Origin of the sequence: Pseudomonas sp. 7-41 (genome assembly GCF_021233075.1) — a bacterium.
GTDB classification, from domain to species: Bacteria; Pseudomonadota; Gammaproteobacteria; order Pseudomonadales; family Pseudomonadaceae; genus Aquipseudomonas; species Aquipseudomonas veronii.
The window spans coordinates 5,241,242-5,265,280 of sequence record NZ_CP089551.1; the positions used below are offsets into that span (position 1 = coordinate 5,241,242).

A 24,039-nucleotide genomic window follows, 5' to 3' on the forward strand; every position below is an offset into this window, starting at 1 on the left:
CGCTTGTTGAGGGCAGCATGACAAGCGCGGTGATTGGCCAGCTATCAGAACTGGCTGCTTGGCGAGCCTCACAAGCCGGCCGCTGTCTCCAGGCATAACTGACTGGCGAGCATCCCCAAAGTCATCAGCGCCCGCTCTGCCTCGCGATTCCACGGCGTGCCGCAGTTCAGACGAATACAGTGGTTGAACTGTTCCGTATTACTGAAGATCAACCCCGGTGCGATGCTGATGCCCTGCTGCAATGCACGCACGTGCAGTTCCTGGGTATTGACCCGCCCCGGCAAACTGACCCACAGGATAAAACCGCCGGTCGGACGGGTCATCTGGGTGCCTTCGGGAAAATACTGCTGAACCGCCAGTTGGAAAGCGCTGAGGTTCTTGCGGTACTCCTGGCGGATGTAACGCAGGTGCCGATCGTAACCGCCGTTCTCCAGGTACGCGGCGACGCCCATCTGGGTGACGCTGCACGCCGAATGGGTGCTGAACATCTGCAAACGCTGGATTTCCTGCTGGTACTTGCCGGCGATCATCCAGCCGATACGCACGCCGGGTGACAAGGTTTTGGAAAAGCTCGAGCAATAAATCACGCGGTCGAGGCGATCGTAGGCTTTCAGGGCTTTGGTGCGCCCCAGTTCGAACATCAGTTCGCCGTAGATATCGTCTTCGACGATCTGGATATCGAAATCCGAGGCCAGGCGCAGCAAGTGTTTCTGCCGCTCCTCGGGCATGGTGCCGCCCAACGGGTTGCTCAGGCGCGTGGTCAGCACCAGGGCTTTGATCGACCACTGGTTAGCGGCCAATTGCAGGGCTTCCAGGCTCATTCCGGTGGCGGGGTCGCTGGGGATCTCGATGACCTTGAGGCCCAGCAGATCCGCCAACTGCAGCAAGCCGTAATAGGTCGGCGACTCGGCGGCGATCAGGTCGCCCGGCCGCGTCAGCACCCGCAACGACATCTGCAGGGCATCGACGCAGCCGTGGGTGATCACCACTTCGGAGGGGTCCACCACCACGCCGGCATCGCGCATGCGGATCGCCACCTGGCGGCGCAACGGCTCGAAGCCAGGGCTGAACATGTAGCTGAACGCCCGCGGGCTCTGGAAGCGCGTGACCTTGGCCAACTGCTGGTGCAGTGCGCGTACCGGCAAGTAATCCACACTCGGCACGGCCGCGCCCAGCGGGAATACGCCTTCGCGACGCGACTCCACCAACACTTGCTGAATGATGCTGCTGCGCGTCACCAACCCCGGGCGCTCGACCCGGGCGATATCCGGCGTCGGCGCCGTCAGCGCCGGTGTCTGGTGTACGTAATACCCGGACTGCGGCCGTGCGCGAATCAAGCCCTGATCTTCCAGGTTGGCGTAAGCCTGCAACACCGTGGCATGGCTGACGTTGAGCTGGGAGCTCATCTTGCGCACCGAAGGCACGCGCTCGCCCGGTTGATAGACACCGCGCCGGATATCCTCAGCCAGTTGCTGGGCGATACGTTGGTAAAGCAACAGATTGGTCATGACGCAGCACTCGATTTCACGGCTATTTTATTTTTGTGTGAAACATACCGGCACAGTTTAGAAGTGTACGGGGACAGTTGCCACAATAGTCGAGCGCGAGCGGCAGTGATAGAAAAAACTGTAAGGGTGGCCTGAGGCGTTTCGAGTACCCCCGAAAAAATGTGGGAGGGGGCGCCCCCTCCCACATTTTGCTTGCGCCAGGTTCCTAGCGGGCGGCGCCCAACTGGCCCTTCGCGTCGGAGAACACGATCTCTACCCGGCGGTTCTGCGCGCGGCCGCGCTCGGAAGCATTGGCCTCCACCGGGTACTGGTCGCCATAGCCTTCGACCTGGATGCGCTTTTCGTCGATCCCCAGGTCCACCAGCACATCCGCCACCGATTGCGCGCGGTCGCGGGACAGTTGGAGGTTTTCCTGCTCGCCGCCGGTGCTGTCGGTGTAACCCTCGATACGCACGATGCGCTTGGGGTTCAGTTGCAGGAACTGGACGATTTTCAGCACGGTGCGGTTGGCCGAGTTTTTCAGTTCGGCTTCACCGGTGTCGAACAACACGTCGCCCAGGGTCATCACCAGGCCGCGATCGGTCTGGGTGGTGGCCAGGCTGGCGATCTGTTCCTCGAGCCATTTGCCCTGCTGCTGCACGCTGATCAGCTTGCTCTCGCGCAGGGCCAGTTGCAGGCGCTGGCGTTCCAGTTCGAGTTTGGTGCCGCGTTCCTGATTGAGCGCCTGCTCGGTGTGTTCGCGGGCGATCGCGCTGTAGCGCTGGCTGAGGTAGGCGTAATGCACCACGTCGGCACCGCTGCCCCAATAGCTGGACAAGCGATCGGCACGGGCCAGGGACTCTCCGGCGCGGATCACGTCCTTGGGCGCGAAGCGCAGCACGTTGGCGTCTTCCTTGACCTTCTGGAAGTCGCTGCCCGCCTGTTGCAGGGCCTGCTCGCCATTCGGGTGGCTGGCGCAACCGCCCAGGGCCGCGCTGCCCAGCAGCACGACGCAACTCAAGCCACGGATCATCGGGCTCATTGGGCTTCTCCCAGCTGCAATTGCTTGCGCAGGCGGGTGATACGGGTATTGAGCACGTTCAGTTGTTCCTGACTCTTGCGGGTCAACACTTGGGCTTCGGCGAGACGCGCATCCAGCTCGGCCTGTTCGGCCTGCATGCGCGCGTTCTTGTAGGACTGGTCGGCCATATCAGCCTGAGCCTGGGCGAATTTACCTTCAGCCAGTTTCAGTTCGGACGATTCATCGGAGTTGGCACCCACGGCGCTGGCTTGTTCCAACGCTTGCTGGGTGAGGCGTATTTGTTCATTCGGCGCAGGATCGGCTGCACATCCCGCCAGAGCAACGACGGCGAGGGCCGCTAAAAAAGGTCGAAAAATCACTGAAAATCCCTACTTTGTTGGGGTGCCGACGGGTTGTTGCAATTGCGCTTTCCAGCGCTCCAGATTGCGCTGCAGCGCAGCTTGCGCCACACCAGACCCGGACAATTCTGTCATCTTTTTCGCCAGCTGTCCGCGCAGCCAGGGGTCATTGCACGCGGAGTTGTGGGAAATCGCCAGGTACAAGCCAGGCTGATCGACGGGCACGTCGCGGGCGAACAGGTCATTGCTCATGCCCAGGGTCTCGGCCATGGCCATGCCGGAGTAACGCCCGGCGAGTACGTAGTCCACTTCCCCCAGCAGCAGTTTCTGAAACGCCGGAGTCAAGGTGGGCAGGCGTTGCAGGGTCAATTGCTGGGCGGCGAAGGTTTCAAAGTCGTGGCTCAACCGCGCCCGTTCCGACACCGCGCCCTGATGGCCGTGCAGGTCGGCGGCCGTGGCATAGGCCAGCGCCGAGTCCTTGCGGGTCCAGACCAGATAGTCGATCTGCACCAGCGCCGGGTGGAGGTAGTCGAGGGTTTCCAGCTCGCCGATATTCAACGGCGCATCGGCCAGCAGATCCATGCGCCCGCTGCGCACTTCGTCCAAGGCCTGGGAACGCTTGCCGCCATAGAGCAGGTCGATTTTCAACCCAAGGTCCTGGGCCACTTGCTGCAACATGTCGGCGGTGGCGCCGATCAAGTGCGTGGGGTCCTGGGGATCGCGCCAGAGCAAAGGCGGAGCGTCCGGGCTGCCGGTAGCCACCAGGCGCTCGCATTTGCCGGTCGCCAGCGACAGGGTCGGCAGCAACAGTGTGAAACCCAGCAGTGTGGCCCAGGGGCGCAATTCCATGGCGAGGTGCTCCGATAATAAAAAGCCCGGTCAAAAGACCGGGCTCTTTATAAGTGAAGCAACTGGATTAGACCAGCTTCTCCAATTCAGGTACGGCTTCGAACAAGTCCGCCACCAGGCCGTAATCAGCCACCTGGAAGATCGGTGCTTCTTCGTCCTTGTTGATCGCTACGATCACCTTGGAGTCTTTCATGCCGGCCAAATGCTGGATCGCGCCGGAGATACCGACGGCGATGTACAGCTGTGGCGCAACGATCTTGCCGGTCTGGCCGACCTGCATGTCGTTGGGCACGAAACCTGCGTCGACCGCAGCGCGGGAAGCGCCGACGGCAGCGCCCAGCTTGTCGGCCAGGGCGTACAGGTGCTTGAAGTTGTCGCCGTTCTGCATGCCACGCCCGCCGGAAACGACGATCTTGGCAGCGGTCAGCTCAGGACGATCCGACTTGGCCAGCTCTTCGCCGACGAAGCTGGAAATGCCCGCGTCATGAGCCGCGGAGACGGCTTCAACGGCGGCCGAACCGCCTTCGGCGGCAACCGGGTCGAAACCGGTGGCGCGCACGGTGATGACCTTGACCGCGGCGGTCGATTGCACGGTGGCAATGGCGTTGCCGGCGTAGATCGGGCGCTTGAAGGTGTCGGCGCTTTCGACCGAGATGATCTCGGAGATCTGGTCAACGTCCAGTTGCGCGGCAACCCGCGGCAGGATGTTTTTGCCGTTGGAGGTGGCAGCGGCCAGGATGTGACTGTAGCCAGCACCCAGCTCGGCGACCAGAGGCGCGACGTTTTCCGGCAGTTGGTGAGCGTAAGCGGCGTTGTCGGCCAGCAGTACTTTGCTCACGCCAGCGACTTTCGCCGCGGCTTCAGCCACGGCGCCAGCGCCCTGACCTGCAACCAGCACGTGGATGTCACCACCGATTTTCGCCGCGGCGGCCACGGTGTTCAGGGTGGCCGGAGCCAGTACCTTGTTGTCGTGTTCAGCGATTACCAAGATAGTCATGATTAGATTACCTTCGCTTCGTTTTTCAGTTTCTCGACCAGTTCAGCCACCGACTTGACCTTGATGCCCGCGCTGCGTGCAGCCGGCGCTTCGACTTTGACGGTCTTGTTGGTAGAGGCGGTGGAAACGCCCAAAGCATCCGGAGTCAGCACTTCGAGAGGCTTCTTCTTGGCTTTCATGATGTTTGGCAGAGACGCGTAGCGCGGCTCGTTCAAACGCAGGTCGGTGGTGACGATGGCCGGCAGTTTCAACGAAACCGTCTGCGCGCCGCCGTCGATTTCGCGGGTCACGGCAACGCTGTCGCCGCTCACTTCGACTTTCGAGGCGAAGGTGCCCTGGCCGTAACCGGTCAGTGCAGCCAGCATCTGGCCAGTCTGGTTGTTGTCGCTGTCGATGGCCTGTTTGCCGAGGATCACCAGCGATGGCTGTTCCTTGTCGACAACGGCTTTGAGCAACTTGGCCACGGCCAGGGAGGTCAGTTCTTCAGCGGACTCGACCAGGATGGCGCGATCGGCGCCCAGGGCCAGAGCGGTACGCAGCTGCTCTTGAGCAGTGGTCGGGCCGATGGTAACCACGACGATTTCAGTCGCCACGCCTTTCTCTTTCAGGCGCACGGCTTCTTCCACGGCGATTTCGCAGAAAGGGTTCATCGACATCTTGACGTTAGCGAGGTCGACGCCGGAATTGTCCGCCTTGACGCGAACTTTCACGTTGTAATCGACAACGCGTTTGACAGCTACAAGAACCTTCATGGATTCCTCGTTACTCTCCGGTGAAAAGAAAGTCGCCTAGGCGAACCTGGCGGTTGATGCTCATCGGCACACAAGGGCACCTTCAAAACCTTCGGCAAGTGACGCAGCGATGGAGAGTGATGACCGTTCGTCAGTGGTGACTGGGAGGTCATTCATGATCGCGACGTGTAAACTGCGCGCCAGCATTGGGCACGCGTCACTCTTTTTCGCCTTCGCCTGTCTTTAAAGGTGCTCTTGAAACCTACAGTCAGCCTACGGCGAGCGCAAAACCGACCGTATCTTGACCGGAACGCCTATTCTGGTCAATACGGCAAAATGGCCAGTCATAAGCCCCGTTGCTTTGATTTACCTAGCTTCCAAGCAATTCAAACAAACGTTTGTATTGGACGCTGAGAGTGGTGTAGATATAATGCGCCACCTAGAGAGAAAGGTGGTCATCCGCCTGCCCAGTGAACGCAGCGATGACGCTTACGACACCCAACCTCCACCCATTAGAAAAAAAGCCTGTGAGCCTGAGTAGGAGATAGCCTGTGGAACGCGAATACATGGAATTCGACGTGGTCATCGTCGGCGCTGGCCCGGCGGGCCTGTCTGCCGCCTGCCGACTGAAGCAGAAGGCCGCCGAAGCCGGTAAGGAAATCAGCGTCTGCGTGGTCGAGAAAGGCTCCGAGGTCGGCGCACATATCCTTTCCGGTGCCGTGTTCGAACCACGCGCCCTGAACGAACTGTTCCCGGACTGGAAAGAACTCGGCGCTCCGCTCAACACCCCGGTGGTGCGCGATGACATCTATGTGCTGCGCAGCGCCGACACCTCGACCAAGGTGCCTGACTTCTTTGTGCCCAAGACCATGCACAACGAAGGCAACTACATTATCTCCCTGGGCAACCTGTGCCGCTGGCTGGCCCAGCAGGCCGAGAACCTCGGCGTGGAAGTCTACCCAGGCTTCGCCGCGCAGGAAGCGCTGTTCGACGAAAACGGCGTGGTGCGCGGGATCATCACCGGCGACCTCGGCGTCGACCGCGAAGGCAAGCCGAAGGAAGGCGTCTACACCCCCGGCATGGAACTGCGCGGCAAGTACACGCTGTTCGCCGAAGGCTGCCGTGGCCATATCGGCAAGCAACTGATCCAGCGCTTCAAGCTGGACAGCGACGCCGACGCCCAGCACTACGGCATCGGCCTGAAGGAAATCTGGGAAATCGACCCGGCCAAGCATCAACCCGGCCTGGTGGTCCACACCGCCGGTTGGCCGCTGGACATCATGAGCAACGAGAACACCGGTGGCTCGTTCCTCTATCACCTGGAAAACAACCAGGTGGTGGTCGGCCTGATCGTCGACCTGTCCTACAGCAACACTTTCCTGTCGCCGTTCGATGAGTTCCAGCGCCTCAAGCATCACCCGGTGCTGGCCCAGTATCTGGAAGGTGGCAAGCGCGTCAGCTACGGCGCGCGCGCGCTGGCCAAGGGCGGCATCAACTCGTTGCCGAAGATGGTGTTCAAGGGCGGCGCATTGATCGGCTGTGACCTGGGCACCATGAACGTGGCCAAGATCAAAGGCAGCCACACCGCGATGAAGTCCGGCATGCTCGCCGCCGACGCCGTGGCCGAGCGCCTGTTGGCCGACGCCGAAGGCGGCGATGAGCTGACCAACTACGTCGACGCGTTCAAAGCCAGCTGGCTCTACGAAGAACTGTTCGCCACCCGTAACTTCGGCCCGGCGATGCACAAGTTCGGCCCGATCATCGGTGCCGGCTTCAACTGGTTCGACCAGAACATCCTCGGCGGCAAAATGCCGTTCACCCTGCACGACACCAAGCCGGACTACGCCTGCCTCAAGCTGGCCAAGGACTGCCAGAAGATCGACTACCCCAAGCCCGACGGCAAGCTGAGCTTCGACAAACTGAGCTCGGTGTTCATCTCCGGCACCAACCACGAAGAAGAACAGCCGTGCCACTTGAAACTCAAAGACCCGAGCATCCCGATCGGCACCAACCTGCCGCTCTACGATGAACCGGCGCAGCGCTACTGCCCGGCCGGCGTGTATGAAGTGGTGACCAAGGAAGACGGCGAGAAGCGCTTCCAGATCAACGCCCAGAACTGCGTACACTGCAAGACCTGTGACATCAAAGACCCTTCGCAGAACATCACCTGGGTCACGCCGGAAGGCGCGGGTGGGCCGACTTACCCGAATATGTAAAAGGGTTGCATGACCCAGGAGGCTCCCAGATCGGGAGCCTTTTTTGTGGCTGGCATCAACTCAATGTGGGAGGGGGCTTGCCCCCGATAGCGGTGGAACAGTCAGCACATCGATGGCTGACCCACCGTCATCGGGGGCAAGCCCCCTCCCACATTTTTAATCCCGTTGAGCCAGGGAGAATCAGGCAGCGCGCTCTTCGCCCGGGTTGCGCTCGAAGTAGCGCTTATATTCGCGGCTGAACTGCGACGTACTCTGATACCCCACCCGATGCGCCGCCTGTGCCACGCCCATGCCTTCCACCAGCAACAACTGCTGCGCCTTGAGCAAACGCAAACGCTTCAGATACTGCACCGGCGACAACAAGGTGCAGCGCTTGAAGTGTTCATGAAAAGTCGACGCACTCATGTGCGCGTAACCTGCCAACGTCTCGATATTCAGCGGCTCGGCGTAATGAGCATGCAGGTGATTCAACGAGGTGGCGATCCGCGAGAACTGCCCCTGCTGTTCCACCAACGCCCGCAACACATCGGCCTGGGGCCCGCGCAAGGCGGTGAAGAGTAATTCGCGCACACGCGCCGGGCCCATGATCCGGCTTTCCAACGGATCGTGCAGGCATTGCAACAGGCGCTCGACGCAACCGCGCATGGCGTCATCCAGCACCACCGAACTCATCGACTCCAAGGTCTGCGCCGTCGGCGGCGGCCCGGCCTGCATGCCCATGGCCATCACCAATTCGCCCAGTACCACCCGATCAATCCCCACCGTCACCCCCAGCAGCGGTGCGCCGGGCGCCAGGGCGAACGTCTCGCATTCGAACGGCACCGGCATCGCCTGGATCAGGTAGTGCCCCGCGCCGTACTCCAGGGTACGCGGGCCCAGGTATGCGACTTTGCTGCCCTGGGCGACGAACATCAGGCTCGGCTCATAGATCTGCGGCCCGCGTGCGACGTCGCAACTGGCGCGCAGCACCTGCACGCCCGGCAGGTGGGTCGGGGAGAAACCGTCGCAGGGCGTCAGCCTCTCGATCAAGGAAACCAGGGTGGCGTTGGCGTCGAGATGGCGGGTCAACAACATGGCAAAAAACTTCGCGAATAAGGGATGAGAGCATCATCGCAGGTCTGGCGCGCCGTGCATCCAAACCAGGCGTACTGCCGGACGAATAGGCATGAGACTCGGAGCAATCGCCATGGCCGCCTCCGGGGTCGGCGCGGAAAATGGCCCACCTCACTTGTCACTGCTTCTGCGAGGTTCACTCATGTACACCGCTATCGGTTATGCCGCCCAGTCGGCCACCACTCCCCTCGCCCCCATGTCGTTTGAACGCCGCAGCCCGCGCGCCGATGACGTGGCGATCGAAATTCTGTACTGCGGCGTCTGCCACTCTGACATCCACCAGGCCCGCAACGAATGGGGCATCGCCGTGTACCCGCTGATGCCGGGCCATGAGATTGTCGGCAAAGTCACCGCCGTCGGCGCCAGCGTCACCGCGCATAAGGTCGGTGATCTGGTCGGCGTCGGCTGCATGGTCGACTCGTGCCGCCATTGCGACGCCTGCCAAGCGGACCTGGAGCAATACTGCCTCGAAGGCCCGACCATGACCTACGCCACCCCGGACCGTGTGGACGGCAGCAACACCATGGGCGGCTACTCCGACAGCATCGTGGTCAGCGAACACTTTGTGGTGAAGATCCCGGCCAAGCTCGACCTGGCCAGCGCCGCACCGCTCCTCTGCGCCGGCATCACCACCTACTCGCCGCTCAAGCACTACGGTGTGAAGGCCGGCGATAAAGTCGGGATTCTCGGCATGGGCGGCCTGGGCCATATGGGCATCAAGTTCGCCAAGGCGATGGGCGCCGAAGTCACGCTGTTCACCCGCTCCGCGAGCAAGGCCGAGGAAGGCCGCCGCCAGGGCGCGGATCATGTGATCGTGTCCACCGACGCCGCGCAAATGCAAGCCGCCGCCGGGCACTTCGACTTCCTGCTGGACACCATCCCGGTGCAGCACGACCTGAACCCCTACCTCGATGTGCTGCGCTTTGACGGCGTGCATATCCTTGTTGGCCTGATCGAGCCGGTGGACCCGCCCGTCAACGCCGCCAAGTTGGTGCTGGGGCGTAAAATGCTCGCCGGTTCGCTGATCGGCGGCATCGCAGAAACCCAGGAAGTCCTGGATTTCTGCGCCGAGCATGGCATCACCTGCGACATCGAAATGCTCGACATTCGTCAGATCAACGAGGCGTTCACGCGCATGATCGCCGGCGATGTGAAGTACCGCTTTGTCATCGACATGGCGACCTTGAAGGCCTGATCAGGCCTTCGCGCCCAACTCCGCGGACAGCCGCGCCGCAACCTGTTTGATCACAGGAATCAGCTCGGCCATTTTCTCCAGCGGCATGTAGGGCACGGTACTGGCGATGCTGATGCCGGCGACGATTCGCCGGCTGGCATCGCGCACCGGTGCCGCCACGCAGCGGATCGACGGTTCGTTGTCTTCCAGGTCGAATGCATACCCGCCCAGCACATACTCATGCATGCGCTGCTCGAACTGCGCCCAGGATTGCTCGGGGTGTTGCGGCCACTGCAGGTGTTTCCCTGCCGCCGGCTGGCTGACTTCGTACAGGCGCTGCCACTCTTCGACACTGTCATCCAACAGCAGCGCCTTGCCGATGCCGGTCCGCGCCAGCGGCATGCGGTGGCCGACCCGCGAGCGCATTTCCGGACCGTTGCGCCCGGGGTTCTTGTGCAGGTAGAGCACGTCGTCGTCTTCGCGAATCGCCAGGTGGATGGTGTCACCGGTCAGCGCCGACAACTCATCCAGGTACGGCACCGCCAGGGTCACCAACGGCAACTCTTCGCGCGCCTGAAACCCCAGCTCGATCAGCTTCGGCCCCAGCAGGTAACCGACTTGCGGCACCACGCGCAGGTAGCGCTCCTCCACCAGGCAACTGGCCAGGCGGTGCGTGGTGCTGCGGGTGGTGCCGATGCGCCGGGCGATCTCTTTCAGATCCCGCGCACCAGCCGCCACCGCCTGCACCACGCCCAAGCCACGCAGCAAGGTCTGGGTGCCAGTGGGGGCGGCGTCTTTGACGGGGGTGTGGGCGGTTTCCTGCATATCGGGCCTATGTGGTGGTACGAAAACGAGCGGCATTATGGCAAATACCGAACCTCAATACAGTTGAGATCCAAATGTGGGAGGGGGCTTGCCCTCGATAGCGGTGTGCCAGTCTGCACATCTGTTACTGATAGACCGCCATCGGGGGCAAGCCCCCTCCCACACTTAGATCTTCACATGGCATGAATTCAGCGCTGCTTCATGCGGTCGATAATAACCGCCAGCAGCAGGATCGAGCCGCGGATCACGTACTGGTAGAAGGTGTCGATGTTCTTCAGGTTCATCGCGTTCTCGATGATCGCCAGGATCAGCACCCCAGCGATCACATGGCGGATCATGCCGATGCCGCCGCTGAGCGACACCCCGCCCAGCACGCAGGCGGAAATCACCGTCAGCTCGAAGCCCTGGCCGATCATCGGCTGGCCCGAGGTCATGCGTGACGCGAGGATCACCCCGGCCAACGCGCCGATCAACCCGTGTACGGCAAAGATGATGATCTTGGTGCGGTCGACATTCACCCCGGCGAGCAACGCCGCTTCCTGGTTGCCGCCGATGGCCATGGTGTTGCGCCCGTAGGTGGTGTAGTTGAGCAGCCAGCCGAAGAACACAAAGCACAGCACCGTGATGACGATCGGCACCGGCACGCCCAACAGTTGGCCGTTGCCGAACACGAAGAAGCGCTCGTCCATCACGCCGACCGCTTTGCCGTTGGAGAAGATGTAGGCCAGGCCGCGCACGATCTGCATGGTCGCCAAGGTGGCGATCAACGCATTGATGCGCAGCTTGGCGATGACGATGCCATTGATCAGCCCCACCACCAGGCCCATGGCCAAGGCTGCCGACACACCGAGCACCACGCTGTCGGTGTCGCGGATCACGATCCCGGCCACCACCCCGGCGCAGGCAATCACCGAGCCCACCGACAAGTCGAAGTGCCCCGACGCCAGGCAGAACAGCATGGTGCAGGCGGCGATGCCCACGGTGGAAATCGCCAGGCCCAGCCCGCGCATGTTCAGCGGCGAGAGGAAGTTGTCGATAAACAACGCGCTGAGCACAAAGATGCCCAACGCGGCGAGCAGCATCACCCAGTCATCGAGAAACTTGCGCTGGTTGAAACCCGGCCAGAAGCTTTTTGCAGTTTTTACTTGAGACATACCTGTGCCCTCGAATGCTTCAAACCCGCGAACGCGGGAGTGCCAGTTGCAGCAGCCGTGCTTCGTCCGCGTGATCGCGGCTCAATTCACCGGTCAGGGCGCCTTCGCTCAGCACCAGAATGCGATCGGAAACCCCCATCACCTCCATCAAGTCGCTGGACACCACAATCACCGCGATGCCGCTCGCCGCCAGGTCATGGATGATCTGGTAGATCTCCGACTTGGCGCCGATGTCGATGCCCCGCGTCGGCTCGTCCAGCAGCAGCACCTTCATCGGCATCGACAGCCAGCGGCCCAAAATGGCCTTCTGCTGATTGCCGCCGGACAGGTACATGATTTTCTGCGCGGCGCTCGGCGTCTTGACCTTCATCCCGCGGATTTGCTGCTCGGCGTTGCCCTGCTCCCAGCCCTCGCGCAGCAGCCAGCCGAACCGGGAATGGGCGCCGCGTGCGCTGATGTTGATGTTCTCCGCCACGCTGCCCAGCGGGATGATGCCCTCCTTCTTGCGGTCCTCCGGGCACAGCAGCACGCCGGCGGCGATGGCGTCGCGCGGGGAGCGCAATTGCAGCGCTTGCCCGCACAGTTCCAACTGCCCCGCCGTGGCGCGCTGCAAGCCGCTGAGCAGGCGAAACAGCTCGGTGCGCCCGGCGCCGACCAAGCCGAACAGGCCGAGGATCTCGCCCTTGCGCACCTCAAAGCTGACCGGTTCACGCAAGCCCGGGCCGAGCAAACCGTCGACCTTGAGCGCCACCTCGCCGTGCTCGCGCGGCCGATAGTCGTAAATGTCCTGGATATCGCGACCGACCATGCAGGTGACCAACTGGTCGTGACTCAGCGCACGCATGTCGTCGAAGGTACGCACGTAGCGGCCGTCCTTGAACACCGTGACCGCGTCGCAGATGCGGAACACTTCTTCCATGCGGTGGGACACGTACAGCACCACTTTGCCCTCGTCGCGCAGGCGCGTGATGATCGCCATCAGCCGGTCGATCTCGCGGGCCGACAGGCTGCTGGTCGGTTCATCGAAGGCAATCACATGCGCGCCCCGCGACAGCGCCTTGGCGATTTCCACCAGTTGGCGCTGGCCCAGGGACAGGCGCCCGAGCTTTTCCTGCGGGTCGATTTCATCGGCCAGGCCCTTGAGGCACGCCAGCGCCCGCTGGCGCAGCTGGCTGCGGTTGACCACGCCGAAACGCGCCGGCAAATGCCCGAGGAACAGGTTCTCGGCGACGCTCATTTCCGGCACCAGATGCAGCTCCTGGTGGATCACCGCGACGCCGCTGGCAATGCTGTCGGCCGCGCATTTGAAGGCCATGGTCTGCGCGCCGATCTGCACGCTGCCGCTGCTCGGGATGTAGGCGCCGCCGAGGATCTTCAGCAGCGTCGACTTGCCCGCGCCGTTCTCGCCCATCAACGCGTGGACCTGCCCCGGGTGGGCGGTGAAACTGATGTTGTCCAACGCCTTGACCCCGGGGAAGGTTTTGCCGATGCCGTCAAAGCGCAGTGCCGCTGCGGTCATTTCCACAGCCCGATCTTGGTCAGTTCTTCCTGGAAGTTGGCGCGGGTGATCAGCGTCACTTCGTCCATCGCGGTGTACTTCGGCGGTTCCTTACCGGTGGTGACCCACTCGTACATCATCAGCGCGGTGTTGTAGCCCTCGATGTGCGGGCTGGGCAGCATCGAACCGAAGAAGCCGCTGTTGGCTTTCTTCAACTCGCCGATGGCGTCGGTGCCGTTGATGCCGATGCCGATCACGTTGGCGGCTTTGAAGCCGGCGCTTTCGGTGGCGCGCACGCCGCCGAGCACGGTGTTGTCGTTCATGCCGCCGATGATCAGGTTCTTCGCGCCGCTGGGCAGCTTGACCAGCGCCGAGTTGGTGGCGTCCATGCTGCCGGGCACGTCGAGGGTCTTGAGCGCGGCGGTGAGGATATGGTCTTTGGGGATGCCGGCTTCTTCGAGGGATTTGATCGAACCGTCGGTGCGTTTTTTACCGGTGTCGAGTTCGTTGAAGGTGTTGATCACCGCGTAGGTATCCTTCCAGTCCCAACCGCGTTTCTTCGCCTCGGCGGCCATCGCCGCGCCTTGCTTCTGGCCGACTTCGAACGCGGCCATGCCCAGGTACGGCACGTCTTCCATGAAATTGCCCTTCGCGTCGACGAAACGATCATCCACGGCCATGACTTTCAAGCCGTTGACCTTGGCCTTGGCGACAATGGCCGGGCCGAGGGACACGTCCGGCGGGCAGATCACAAAGCCCTTGGCGCCGTTGGCGGCCAGGCTGTCGATGGCCGAGAGGGTCTTCTCGCCGTCGGGCACGGCGATCTTGATCACAGTGAAACCATGTTCCTTGCCGGCTTTTTCGGCGAAGGCCCATTCGGTCTGGAACCAGGGTTCTTCGGCTTGTTTGACCAGGAAGCCGATTTTTACGGGTTCGGCAACGGCCAGGCTGCTGAAGCCGCTTAACGCAATGGCGGCGGCGAGTACGCGGAGTGTTTTTTTCATGAACGGCACCTCTTGTTGTTATTGGAGAGTGACAAGTTCTAGTCGTGGTACATCACCGACCGTCCGCCATCGATCATCAGGCAGGTGGCGTTGATAAAGGGCGCCTCATCGGTGGCCAGAAACAGCGCGCTCATCGCCACCTCCACAGGCTGGCCGATGCGCTTGGGCGGGTGCAGGTCGAACGCGCGCTGGCGCTCGGCGTGGGGGTCGGGGAAAGTGTTCCAGTAGTCGACGTTGAGTTGGGTTTCGATATAACCCGGGGCGATGGCATTTACGCGGATGCCCTTGGGCGCGTATTCGATGCCGAGGGCGCGGGTCAGGCCGAGCAGGCCGTGTTTGGCGACGGGGTAGGGAAAACAACCGGGAATGATGTGGCTGGAATGGGTCGAGGCGATGTTGATGATGTTGCCGATGCCCTGCTCGATCATGTGCGGCAACACCGTGCGGCAGCCATACCAGGCGCCGTCGAGGTCGATGGCGAAGCAGCGCCGCCAGTCTTCGTCGGTCATCTGCAACGGGTCGCGGAACACGTTGACCCCGGCGCAGTTGACCAGCACATCGACACGGCCGAAGCGCTCGATGGCCAGGTTGACCAGCGCCTGCCATTGCGCCTGGGACGTGATGTCGACCGGTTGCGCGTAGATCTCGGCGCCGCGTTCGCGCCAGTGGGCGGCGACTTGCTCGACCTTTTCGCCCTGGATATCGGCGATCACCAAACGTGCCTGCTGCGCCTGGAAGCAGGCCACGATCGCCTCGCCAATGCCTTGGGCCGCGCCGGTGACGATCACCACCTTGTGCTTGAGCCGCTCGCCATAAGTCGGTTCGGGCACGGCGGGGAGTGACAGAGGTTGTGCCTGCATCGCTTCACCTGTTTTATTTTTGGTAGTGAGTGCTGATGCAGCCGACTATAAACCCAGACCTTTAAATATCTCAATATATAAATTTACATCCCATATAGTGAGAATGCATATAAAAAAACCGGCGTCTGGACGCCGGTTTTCACCGGGTACTTGATCAGCCCTGGGCGAAATCCCGCAGCGCATCGCCCTCCATGCGGTAGCGCACCCACTCTTCCTGGGGCTGGGCGCCGATGGATTTGTAGAAAGCAATCGCCGGTTCGTTCCAATCCAGCACGCTCCATTCGAACCGCCCGCAACCGTTGTCGCAGGCGATCTTCGCCAGGTGGCGCAGCAACTTCTTGCCGGCCCCGCCGCCGCGTTGCTCGGGGTTGATGTAGAGGTCTTCGAGGTACAGGCAGTTGCTGCCCAGCCAGGTGGAATAGCTGAAAAAGAACACCGCGAAGCCGATGGGCAAACCGTCGCGCAGGCAGATCAGCCCGTGGGCGGTGGCGCCTTCGCTGAACAGGCTGCGCTCGATATCCGCCACACTGGCGATCACTTCATGACGGGCTTTTTCAAACTCGGCAAGCTCGGTGATGAAAGTCAGGATCTGCGCAGCATCGCTGGGCACGGCGGGGCGAATCTCGATGGTCATGGGCGCGCCTTGGGCAAATTCAAAGGCCACATACTAAGACGGTTTGATGACAGATTGCAGTGCAATTTCGGGATCGCCAGGCCACCTTACTCCGTTGCGGGCTAAAGCAAGCACCAGCAACCACAGAACAATCCGCCCTGACACGCATGGTAGAACGTGGCCATAACTCCAATGATTCCAAGGCGTGCTCATGAACTCCACACCTCCGGTGGGCGGAAAACTATTCGTCCTGTTTTGCCTGGCCAGCTTCCTGTTGTCCTTGTCCTACGGCTCGACGTTTCTGCTGTCGTTGCTGATTCACTCGCGCGGTGGGAATGAGCATGACGCCGGCAGTGTGATTTCCACGGCGATGCTCAGTACCTTCGTCGCGGTAGTGCTCTCCGGGCATTTGGCCGATGCAGTGGGCGCGGCGCGGGCGATTGCGGGAATGGGCGTGTTGCTGGTGGTGGCCTGCCTCGGTTTTGCCCTGACGCCGGGGTTTGGCCAAGGCTTGATGCTGTTCGGGCTGGCCCTCGGCTTGGGTTGGGGCGTGTTCTACACGCTGGGCCCGATCATCGTGACCTTGCTGGTCGAGCCCAGGCAGCGGGCCAAGTACTTTGCGCTGCTGTCGGGCAGCATGTTGAGCGGGATCGGTTCCGGGCCCTTGCTCGGACGAGCCACCAGTGCGCTGGACCTGCCCCTGACGACCGCCTTCTATATCGCTGGGGCCGCCAGCCTCGTTGGGGTGCTGATGTTCTGGCGATTGGGCGCACAACTCAAGCACCATGCGAATGCGCCGACGTCGAGGATTTCCCTGGCCGCCAGCCGCCGGGTGCTGTCGTCCAGGGCGGCGTTCGCCATCCTCATGGTCGGCCTGGGCGGTTGCGTGTTTGGCGGGCTTTCATCGTTCCAGACCAGCTACGCGGCCGCGCATGGGTTGGATTATTCGCTGTTCTTCGCGGGGTTCCTGAGCGCCGCGATCACCAGCCGTCTGTTGATCGCCGGCTTCGTGGTCAAGCGTGATGCCTACCGGGCCGCCTGTGTGTTGTCCGGGATCATGCTCGGCTCGATTGCACTGTTTGCTTTTGGTGTGAGCGGTAACCTCAGCTACCTGCTGGCGGCTGCCACGCTGGGGGTGGGTTACGGCCTGACGTATTCGGTGATCAATGGGCTGGTCGCCCACGAAGCGCCGTCCGGCACGACGTCCCAGGCGTTGCTGCTGTTCAGCCTGGCGTATTTTGTCGGCGTCTTCGGGTTTCCCTGGCTGGCGGGCAGGATCATCGTCGACTACGGCCTGTCGACATTGATGATGGGCGTACTGGCCATCGCTGCACTGAACTGGATGATCACCGTGGCACGCCTGATAGCGCGCCAGCTCGCGGCGCACAAAACCTTACAGGTGTCCTGATAGCGCTCGTCGGCATCCAGGCGCGATCATCGACAACGGCGCCGACCCGCGCATCGATAGCCAGGCGAACACCGCTCAAAATGCGGGGGCTTATCCAGCGAGGAATGCGTCGACTTCCGCGGCGTCGGGAGCAGTCGCCGGCCCCCAGCGCGTCACCGCCAGGGCTGCCGCCGCATTGGCACGGCACGCCGCGTCGAGCGGTTTCAAACCATTGGCCAAACCGGCGATGAACACGCCGGCGTGGGCATCTCCCGCGCCATTGCTGTCGACCGCCTGCACCTTGAAGCCGGGCACAGGCTCAAGCGCATTCGCCCGCCCGACCCAGCAACCGTTCGGCCCATCGCGCACCACCCGCAGTGTGTCGGCGGGCAGATACCGGTTGAGCTTGATCAGCGCCTCGGCCATATCCGCCGCGCCGGTGAACGCCAGGACTTCCGGGCCGTTGCTGGTCCAGATGTCGATACGCGGCAGCAGCGCGCGCATCAACGCCGAATCGGGCGCCTTGACCAGCGGGCCCGGGTCGAACACCACCGTAATCGCCCGTGGCAGCGCCAGTAGCCAGTCGATCAGCGCCTGGGCCTTGCCGTCGAGAAGCAGGCTGTAGCCACTCACGTACACGTAGTCATCGGCACGTGGCGCGACGTTGGCCAAGTCCTCGGCGCTCAGCTCGCCCTCGGCGCCCAGATGGGAGATGAAGGTGCGCTCGCTGCTGGCTTCAGTCAGCGCCACGCACAGGCCGGTGTCCTTGCCTGCGCTGGCGGGCAGCGCGATGTCGATGCCTTCGGCGTGCATCGCCGCACGGGCCAGGTCGCCGAAACGGCCGCTGCCGTGGCGCCCCAGGTAGACTACCGGCAAGCCGTTGCGCCGCGCCGCCGCCATCACATTAAAACCGCCGCCGGCTTCGAAACGGGCCGATTGTGCCAGCACGTCGCCGCCGCTCGCCGGCAATTGATCGAGGGCCATGACCAGGTCGACGATGACCTGGCCGGTGTGCAGCAACCTAGGCATTGGCACGCTCGACCAATGCCGGACGCCGGTCAGCCGCGCCGCCGAGCAACGCATATATCCCGCCGGCCACCACGAAAGTCACGATCCAGCCCAGGCCGTTGTGGCCCAGCCAGGAATCGGACAACGGCCCGGCGAACCAGATGTTGTCGGCGGTGGTGCCGATGGTAGTGAAACTGAACCCCAGCCCGATCGCCACGGCCCACGCCCCCAACGCGCGCCATTCCACGCCGCCGCGATACCAGTAGGCACTGCTTGGGCTGACGTTCAGCAGGTCGTCGGGGCTGTAGTAATGACGGTGAATCAGGTCGACCACGAAGATCCCCACCCACGCGGTGATCGGCACCGCCAGCAACGAGATGAAGGTGATGAACGGGCCGTAGAAACTGTCGGCGATCAGCATGAAGTAGATGGAACCGGCGAAGATCGCCACGATATCGACGATCACCGCGTACACGCGCTTGACCTTCAAACCGAGGGTCAAGGTAGTGAGGCCGGCCGAATACACCGACAGGTTATTCGACAGCAACAGCCCGCCAAACGCGGTGATCAGGTACGGCACGGCCATCCAGGTGGGCAGCATGTCGCGGATCGCGACGATCGGGTCGGTCGCCGCCGCCAGGTCGTTGTTGCCCACCGACAGCAGGCCGCCGAGGGTGATCAGCAGCACCAGTGGAATGCCCGCGCCAAACGCGGCAGACGCCACCAGGCGCACGGCCGTGACGCTGCGGTGTTGGTAGCGCGACATGTCGGCGCCGGCGTTGGCCCAGCCGATCCCGGTGCCGGCGGCCATGGTGCCGATGCCGATGAGCATCGCGCTCAAGGGCGCCGGGGTGGCGTTGAACACTGCGCTCCAGTCGATGGTGGCGCAGAGGAAGCCGCCGACCAGGAGATTCAAGGCGCCGAATACGTAGGTCGCCCACTTCTGGATCACCAGCAAAGTCGCATGGCCCAGGCCGGAAACGGCCAGGGTCAGCAGTACGAAAATGGCGATGAACAGCAGCGTCAGCAGCGGCGCACTTTTCGCCGCGACCGGGGTGTTGAACAGCAGCGTACACAACGACAGCAGCACGAACGCAGCAGTGGTGGTGTTGACGGTCTCCCAACCGAGCCGCGACATCAGCGACACCAACGTCGGCCCGATATTGCCGCGCACGCCGAAGATGGCGCGAGACAGCGTCAGGCTCGGCGCACGCCCGCGCCGCCCGGCGATCGAGATAATGCCCACCACCGCGAAGGAGCCGGCGGCACCGAGGATGGCGACGATGACCGCCTGCCAGATGGCCAGGCCGCGAAATGCAACCAGGGTGGCGCCCAGCGGCAACCCCAGGATGCTGATGTTCGCGGCGAACCACACCCAGAACAGTTGCAGCGGATGGCCGTGGCACTCGCCTTCGGGGACCGGTTCGATGCCGCGCGTTTCCAAGCGCCCGGCGCTTGGGCCGGAAGTGGACGTACTCATGTGCGGGTGCTCCTGGTGCCGGTATTGTTAGGGTTGTGGCAAATTCGCAAATCGCAATGTTGACTCGGTCAGTGCGCGAGCGCGCTGGCCTGTAGCGCCTGGCGCAAGCTGAGCAGCCCTTCAACCAACGGCTGCAACGCCAGCCCGTTGACCCGCTGGACCTGTTCGATCATCGCCGCCGGCCAGCATTGCATCCCCAGGCACGCGCCCAGCATCGCGCCGAGGATCGCGGCGATGGTGTCGGTGTCGCCGCCCAGGCTGGCGGCCACGCACAAGGCCTCGAAGGCGTTCATCTCGCCCACCGCCACTTGCTGCGCGAGGGCGAACGAGACCACCACCGATTCCTGGGAAGCGACCGAGGTGCCAATCAATTCATAGAGCAAGTCGGCGAACAGCGCCTTGTCGCCACTGGCGACGCTCAAGGTCCGCGCCCAACCGATGCGCGTGGCAATACGGCCGCCGGCCACCCAGTGTCCATGGCGTTCGGCCTGCTGGGCGATCTGGCTGCCGATGTTCAGCGCTGCGCCCAGGTCCGCGCCGTTGATCCCGGCCGAGACCACTGCCGCCACTGCCGCGGCACTGGAGATGCCGAGGCTGGTGTTGTGGGTCACCTGGCACGCCTGGATCACCGCACGGATGAACGGCGCGGGGTCGCTGACATCGGCGGCAATCCCCACCGGCGCGATACGCATCGCCGCGCCGTTGGTGGTGCCGTAGCGCCCGGACTCTTCAGGCGTATGCCCGGCGAGGATCATGTCGATGGCGCGCTTGGTCGACGGGCCCAGCAGGTCCTGGGAGCCTTTGGCGCGCATTCGCGCTTCCCAGTCGATCAGGCGTCGCGCAAGTACGCTCGGCTCGATCGTGCCCTGGCCTTCCACCAGCAACTCGCCGACGAGGATCGCCTGCTCGGTGTCATCGGTGATGGAGCCGGCGGGCATGTTCGGTGCGATGGGTTGGTCGGCGTCGGCATCTTCCAGGCCGGTGATGGCACCGAAGCGCGCCCGGACCTGCTCGCGGCTCAAAGACTGGGTGGGCATGCCCAAGGCATCGCCCAACGCCAGACCGTAGAAGGCACCGAGGGCACGATTGTGCGCGCTCATTTCGTCGCGCCAAACTGCAAGTGCAGACGAAAATGCAGCGGGTCGAGCAGACTCTCCACGTATTCCATGAAGCGTTCGCGCCGGTCGTAAGTGGTGCGCGACGCCTTGAGAAACACCGTGCCCACCGGGCGCTCGAGCAGCTCGGCGTCTTCATCGGTCAGAGGCTCGGCGCCGATCCATTGATCGCCTTCGGCGCCGACGTAACCGTAGGCGGCCAGGGTGATGGTCAGGGAGTTGTCGATCAGCCCGACCCGGGGCAAGCCTTCCAGGCCTCCGGAGGCCGGCATCAGCGAGCGCTCCAAAGACACGGCGCGGCCATCGGCGGCGCGGCGGCGACGGTCGAGGGCGATGAATTGGTCGCTGCCGAAGCGGCTGAACAGGTCCGGGCGGGTCACGGCTTCGAAGCGCAGGATGTCGGTGCTGACCAGGGCGCCGGTATCGGCCAGGGCCTGGGCCCAGCCATTGCGTTGGTCGAGCACCATGCCGTCATAGGTGACGATGGAGCCGACGCCGCCCTGGGTGGCGATGTAGTTGCGGCGCTTGAGCTCGGCCAGGGCTTCGCGCAGCGTGCCGCGACTGACCGCAAACTCTTCGGCCAGTTGATGCTCACCCGGCAGCAGGAAACCATCGGCCATCACCCCACCTTCGATACGGCGGATGAGTTCGTCGACGACGCGTTTTTTCTTATCGAATCGGACATGTCTAATCATGTACAAATTGATAACCGAAAGCAGCCGTTTGCAGCAAGCGAATTATTTCAGGGAGAGGAAAAAACCTTCTCAGGGCTCCAGGCCAATCGGGAAGAACGTCCCGCCGCTCCACACGCCGAGCCAGTTCTGACCGTCGATCGGACGGCTCACCGCCAGCTCGACCAATTGGTAGAACACATTGCGATGCACCAGGGCTTCGAGGTTGGCGCGCACCCGCAGATAGGGCGAAGGCTCCTCGGTGTCGGGGTCGATCACCACCCGCAGCGGGTGTTCAAGATCGGCCTCGACCTGCTCGTCGACTTGCGTGGTGAAGCGCAACCGCTGGCTTTCGCCCTGCCCTTCGACTTCCAGGGTGACCGCGACAAACGGCGCATCCTCGACGGTGATGCCGACCTTTTCCACGGGGGTGACCAGAAAGTACTCATCGCCATCGCGGCGGATGATGTTGGAGAACAACTTGACCATCGGCTTGCGCCCGATCGGCGTGCCCTGGTAATACCAGGTGCCGTCGCGGGCAATGTGCATGTCGATGTTGCCGCAGAAGTCCGGGTTCCACAGATGCACTGGCGCCGGCCCCTTGCCCTTGGGCAGTTGGGCCAATAGATCATTGGCCTTGGCGGAATCGGTCATGGGCTTCTCCTCTGGCTTACTGATCGCTCATGCCCAGCAGGCCTCGGGCGTACTGCGCCAGCGGGCGGGCGATCAGATCTTGGGGCGTATTGTCGTGGAACGTCAGTAAACCGCCACGACTGCGAATCCGTGCAGTATCAATCAAATACTGGGTGCTGGTCTCGATCAACATAATCTGGATAACGCCGCTGTCCAGGCCGACACGGTCGAGGGCCTGCTGATCGGTCCACTCATCGGCGTTGCCGATGCGGTCATCCGCCTTGGCGAAGCGGCAGTACAGCAAGTAGTGAGCGCCGGCCGCACGGGCTTCGGCCATGGCTTGTTCGAGGCTTTCGGGCTGGCGGGCGCGGCGCACCATGGGGAAGTATTCGACGAAGCCGTTGAAAGCTTCTTCGGCGACCACGTTCGGGCGCGGATAGGCGCTGCCGGGCGGCACGAAGGCGCCCTGGGCGATGAAGACAAAGGAGTCCGGCTGCACGCGAATCGACGCGGAGCGCCGGGTGTCGCTGTGGTCCAGCAACCCGGCGTCGCTCATCTGATAACGGGTGCCTTCGGCCATATCGCTGACGGTCATGCAACCACTCAGCGTCAACGACGCCAGCAACAAAACCAGACTACGCATCCTAATCCTCCAGAAGCCGGTGACGGAAAACCGGCGAATGGGCATGAGATGCAGAATCCGCGCCATTTGGGGAGGGGGCTTGCTCCCGATTGCGGCGAGTCGGTCAGATTATCGGGGACTGACACATTGCAATCGGGGGCAAGCCCCTTCCCACACTGGATTGTGCGCAATCTTGAAAACCGGGTTAGCCGCCGATGATTTTCATGATGGTCGCACCACCGGAGAACGCCACTTCCTGTTTGTCGCCCAAGGCCTTCATCAGCAAGCCTTGCAAGGCCGGCAGCGCCTGGTGGCGCGGTTTATCCAGCAGGTCGCCGACATAGTGACGATTGCTCGACGACAGGCAGCCATGCAACCAACCGGTGGACGACAGCCGCAACCGTGAACAGGTGCGGCAGAACGGCACGCTTTCGTTGGCGATCACCCCAAAGAAACCCTTGCCCGGCACTTCGTAGCGCACCGCCGTGGCGTCCACGGGAGCGTTGGCTTGCAGGTATTCGTGGTGTTCGCCGATCAGGCTCAGCAGTTGCTGAAGGCTGACGAATTGCTGCAGGAAGGCATTGGAGTCCTTGGCCAGGTGGCCCATTCGCATCAGTTCGATAAAGCGCAGCTCATAGCCCCGTTCCAGGCAATAGTCGAGCAGCGGCATCACCTGATCGAGGTTCTGGCCGCGCAACGGCACCATATTCACCTTGATCTTGATCCCGGCCGCGCGCGCCTGGTCCATGCCATCGAGCACCGTGGCCAGGTCGCCGCCACGGGCGATGCTGCGAAAGGCCTCGGCGTTCAGCGTGTCGAGGGACACGTTGATGCGCCGAATGCCGGCGTCCACCAGCAGCGGCAGTTTGCGCGCCAGCAGTTGGCCGTTGGTGGTCAGGCTGATCTCACTGAGGCCCATCCCGCCCACGGCGCCCATGAAGGCTTCCAGCTTGGGGCTGACCAACGGCTCACCACCGGTGATGCGCAGGCGCTCGATACCGGCGGCTTCGATCAGGTAAGCCACGCCACGGGCCATGGCCTCGGCCGAGAGTTCGTCCTGGGCAGCCACCAGCCGCTTGCCGTTAGGCACGCAATAGGTACACGCGTAATTGCAGGCTGAGGTCAGGCTGATCCGCAAATTGCGAAAACGCCTGCCTTGACGATCAACGATCATGGATCACTCCGGCAGAGGATAATTCAGACGCAGCAAAAGCTGACTCAT

At 62.7% G+C, this 24,039-nt stretch carries 23 protein-coding genes; 3 read left to right on the plus strand and 20 right to left on the minus strand.

Annotation, left to right across the window (positions count from 1 at the left end):
* Positions 1-68: 68 nt before the first annotated feature.
* From LQ249_RS23695 to LQ249_RS23720, 6 genes are all read right to left on the minus strand, one after another.
* On the minus strand, positions 69-1,508 hold the full coding sequence (locus tag LQ249_RS23695; RefSeq protein WP_017848515.1) for an aminotransferase-like domain-containing protein: 1,440 nt from the start codon (positions 1,506-1,508) through the stop codon (positions 69-71).
* A 205-nt stretch (positions 1,509-1,713) separates the two neighbouring features.
* Positions 1,714-2,529, minus strand: coding sequence for an OmpA family protein (locus tag LQ249_RS23700; RefSeq protein WP_057003789.1), 816 nt, complete (start codon positions 2,527-2,529; stop codon positions 1,714-1,716).
* Complete coding sequence (locus LQ249_RS23705) at positions 2,526-2,888, minus strand: DUF4398 domain-containing protein (protein ID WP_108524803.1); 363 nt, start codon at positions 2,886-2,888, stop codon at positions 2,526-2,528. The genes LQ249_RS23700 and LQ249_RS23705 overlap by 4 nt, the downstream gene beginning before the upstream one ends.
* A 9-nt stretch (positions 2,889-2,897) precedes the next feature.
* Positions 2,898-3,716, minus strand: a complete 819-nt coding sequence (locus tag LQ249_RS23710; protein WP_232565940.1) for a substrate-binding periplasmic protein — start codon at positions 3,714-3,716, stop codon at positions 2,898-2,900.
* 67 nt (positions 3,717-3,783) lie between these two features.
* Positions 3,784-4,713 (minus strand): electron transfer flavoprotein subunit alpha/FixB family protein, encoded by a 930-nt coding sequence (locus LQ249_RS23715; RefSeq protein WP_017848519.1) that lies wholly within the window; start codon positions 4,711-4,713, stop codon positions 3,784-3,786.
* A gap of 2 nt (positions 4,714-4,715) precedes the next feature.
* Positions 4,716-5,465, minus strand: coding sequence for an electron transfer flavoprotein subunit beta/FixA family protein (locus LQ249_RS23720; RefSeq protein ID WP_017848520.1), 750 nt, complete (start codon positions 5,463-5,465; stop codon positions 4,716-4,718).
* Between the two features lie 530 nt (positions 5,466-5,995).
* On the opposite strand from LQ249_RS23720, the gene LQ249_RS23725 reads away from it, so the two are divergent.
* On the plus strand, positions 5,996-7,660 hold the full coding sequence (locus tag LQ249_RS23725; protein WP_017848521.1) for an electron transfer flavoprotein-ubiquinone oxidoreductase: 1,665 nt from the start codon (positions 5,996-5,998) through the stop codon (positions 7,658-7,660).
* 180 nt (positions 7,661-7,840) lie between these two features.
* Here LQ249_RS23725 and LQ249_RS23730 read toward each other — a convergent pair whose 3' ends face one another.
* Positions 7,841-8,734: an AraC family transcriptional regulator gene (locus LQ249_RS23730; RefSeq protein ID WP_046382388.1), complete on the minus strand. Its 894-nt coding sequence runs from the start codon at positions 8,732-8,734 to the stop codon at positions 7,841-7,843.
* 181 nt (positions 8,735-8,915) lie between these two features.
* Here LQ249_RS23730 and LQ249_RS23735 point away from each other — a divergent pair, with 181 nt between their 5' ends.
* Complete coding sequence (locus LQ249_RS23735; protein WP_017848523.1) at positions 8,916-9,968, plus strand: NAD(P)-dependent alcohol dehydrogenase; 1,053 nt, start codon at positions 8,916-8,918, stop codon at positions 9,966-9,968.
* Here LQ249_RS23735 and LQ249_RS23740 read toward each other — a convergent pair whose 3' ends face one another.
* The 6 genes from LQ249_RS23740 to LQ249_RS23765 form a co-directional block, all read right to left on the minus strand.
* Complete coding sequence (locus LQ249_RS23740) at positions 9,969-10,772, minus strand: IclR family transcriptional regulator (protein ID WP_046489321.1); 804 nt, start codon at positions 10,770-10,772, stop codon at positions 9,969-9,971. It abuts the gene before it with no gap.
* A gap of 188 nt (positions 10,773-10,960) precedes the next feature.
* Positions 10,961-11,926 carry an L-arabinose ABC transporter permease AraH gene (araH, locus tag LQ249_RS23745; RefSeq protein WP_090234700.1) on the minus strand — a complete coding sequence of 322 codons (966 nt, stop codon included), beginning with the start codon at positions 11,924-11,926 and terminating at the stop codon, positions 10,961-10,963.
* A gap of 19 nt (positions 11,927-11,945) precedes the next feature.
* Positions 11,946-13,445 carry an L-arabinose ABC transporter ATP-binding protein AraG gene (gene araG, locus LQ249_RS23750; protein WP_057006138.1) on the minus strand — a complete coding sequence of 500 codons (1,500 nt, stop codon included), beginning with the start codon at positions 13,443-13,445 and terminating at the stop codon, positions 11,946-11,948.
* A complete protein-coding gene (locus LQ249_RS23755) occupies positions 13,442-14,428 on the minus strand; it encodes a substrate-binding domain-containing protein (RefSeq protein WP_046489315.1) in 987 nt (328 codons plus the stop codon). The genes araG and LQ249_RS23755 overlap by 4 nt, the downstream gene beginning before the upstream one ends.
* A 38-nt stretch (positions 14,429-14,466) precedes the next feature.
* Positions 14,467-15,288, minus strand: a complete 822-nt coding sequence (locus LQ249_RS23760) for an SDR family oxidoreductase (protein ID WP_046382383.1) — start codon at positions 15,286-15,288, stop codon at positions 14,467-14,469.
* 154 nt (positions 15,289-15,442) lie between these two features.
* On the minus strand, positions 15,443-15,922 hold the full coding sequence (locus tag LQ249_RS23765; RefSeq protein WP_057005494.1) for a GNAT family N-acetyltransferase: 480 nt from the start codon (positions 15,920-15,922) through the stop codon (positions 15,443-15,445).
* A 190-nt stretch (positions 15,923-16,112) separates the two neighbouring features.
* On the opposite strand from LQ249_RS23765, the gene LQ249_RS23770 reads away from it, so the two are divergent.
* Positions 16,113-17,309, plus strand: a complete 1,197-nt coding sequence (locus tag LQ249_RS23770) for an MFS transporter (RefSeq protein ID WP_232565941.1) — start codon at positions 16,113-16,115, stop codon at positions 17,307-17,309.
* Positions 17,310-17,399: 90 nt separating this feature from the next.
* Here LQ249_RS23770 and LQ249_RS23775 read toward each other — a convergent pair whose 3' ends face one another.
* From LQ249_RS23775 to LQ249_RS23805, 7 genes are all read right to left on the minus strand, one after another.
* Complete coding sequence (locus LQ249_RS23775; RefSeq protein WP_232565942.1) at positions 17,400-18,317, minus strand: PfkB family carbohydrate kinase; 918 nt, start codon at positions 18,315-18,317, stop codon at positions 17,400-17,402.
* On the minus strand, positions 18,310-19,776 hold the full coding sequence (locus tag LQ249_RS23780) for a purine-cytosine permease family protein (RefSeq protein WP_232565943.1): 1,467 nt from the start codon (positions 19,774-19,776) through the stop codon (positions 18,310-18,312). Before LQ249_RS23780 ends, LQ249_RS23775 begins: the two co-directional genes overlap by 8 nt.
* A gap of 68 nt (positions 19,777-19,844) precedes the next feature.
* Entirely contained in the window at positions 19,845-20,876 is a 1,032-nt protein-coding gene (locus LQ249_RS23785) for an ADP-ribosylglycohydrolase family protein (RefSeq protein WP_046382377.1), read from the minus strand.
* Positions 20,873-21,586, minus strand: coding sequence for a GntR family transcriptional regulator (locus tag LQ249_RS23790; RefSeq protein WP_046382376.1), 714 nt, complete (start codon positions 21,584-21,586; stop codon positions 20,873-20,875). The genes LQ249_RS23785 and LQ249_RS23790 overlap by 4 nt, the downstream gene beginning before the upstream one ends.
* Before the next feature lie 69 nt (positions 21,587-21,655).
* A complete protein-coding gene (locus LQ249_RS23795; protein ID WP_046489303.1) occupies positions 21,656-22,216 on the minus strand; it encodes a DUF1285 domain-containing protein in 561 nt (186 codons plus the stop codon).
* A gap of 16 nt (positions 22,217-22,232) precedes the next feature.
* The gene (locus LQ249_RS23800; protein WP_046382374.1) at positions 22,233-22,838 is read right to left on the minus strand and encodes a DUF4823 domain-containing protein; all 606 of its coding nucleotides are present in this window, start codon (positions 22,836-22,838) and stop codon (positions 22,233-22,235) included.
* Between the two features lie 184 nt (positions 22,839-23,022).
* Complete coding sequence (locus tag LQ249_RS23805) at positions 23,023-23,991, minus strand: GTP 3',8-cyclase MoaA (RefSeq protein ID WP_046382373.1); 969 nt, start codon at positions 23,989-23,991, stop codon at positions 23,023-23,025.
* Positions 23,992-24,039: the final 48 nt, after the last annotated feature.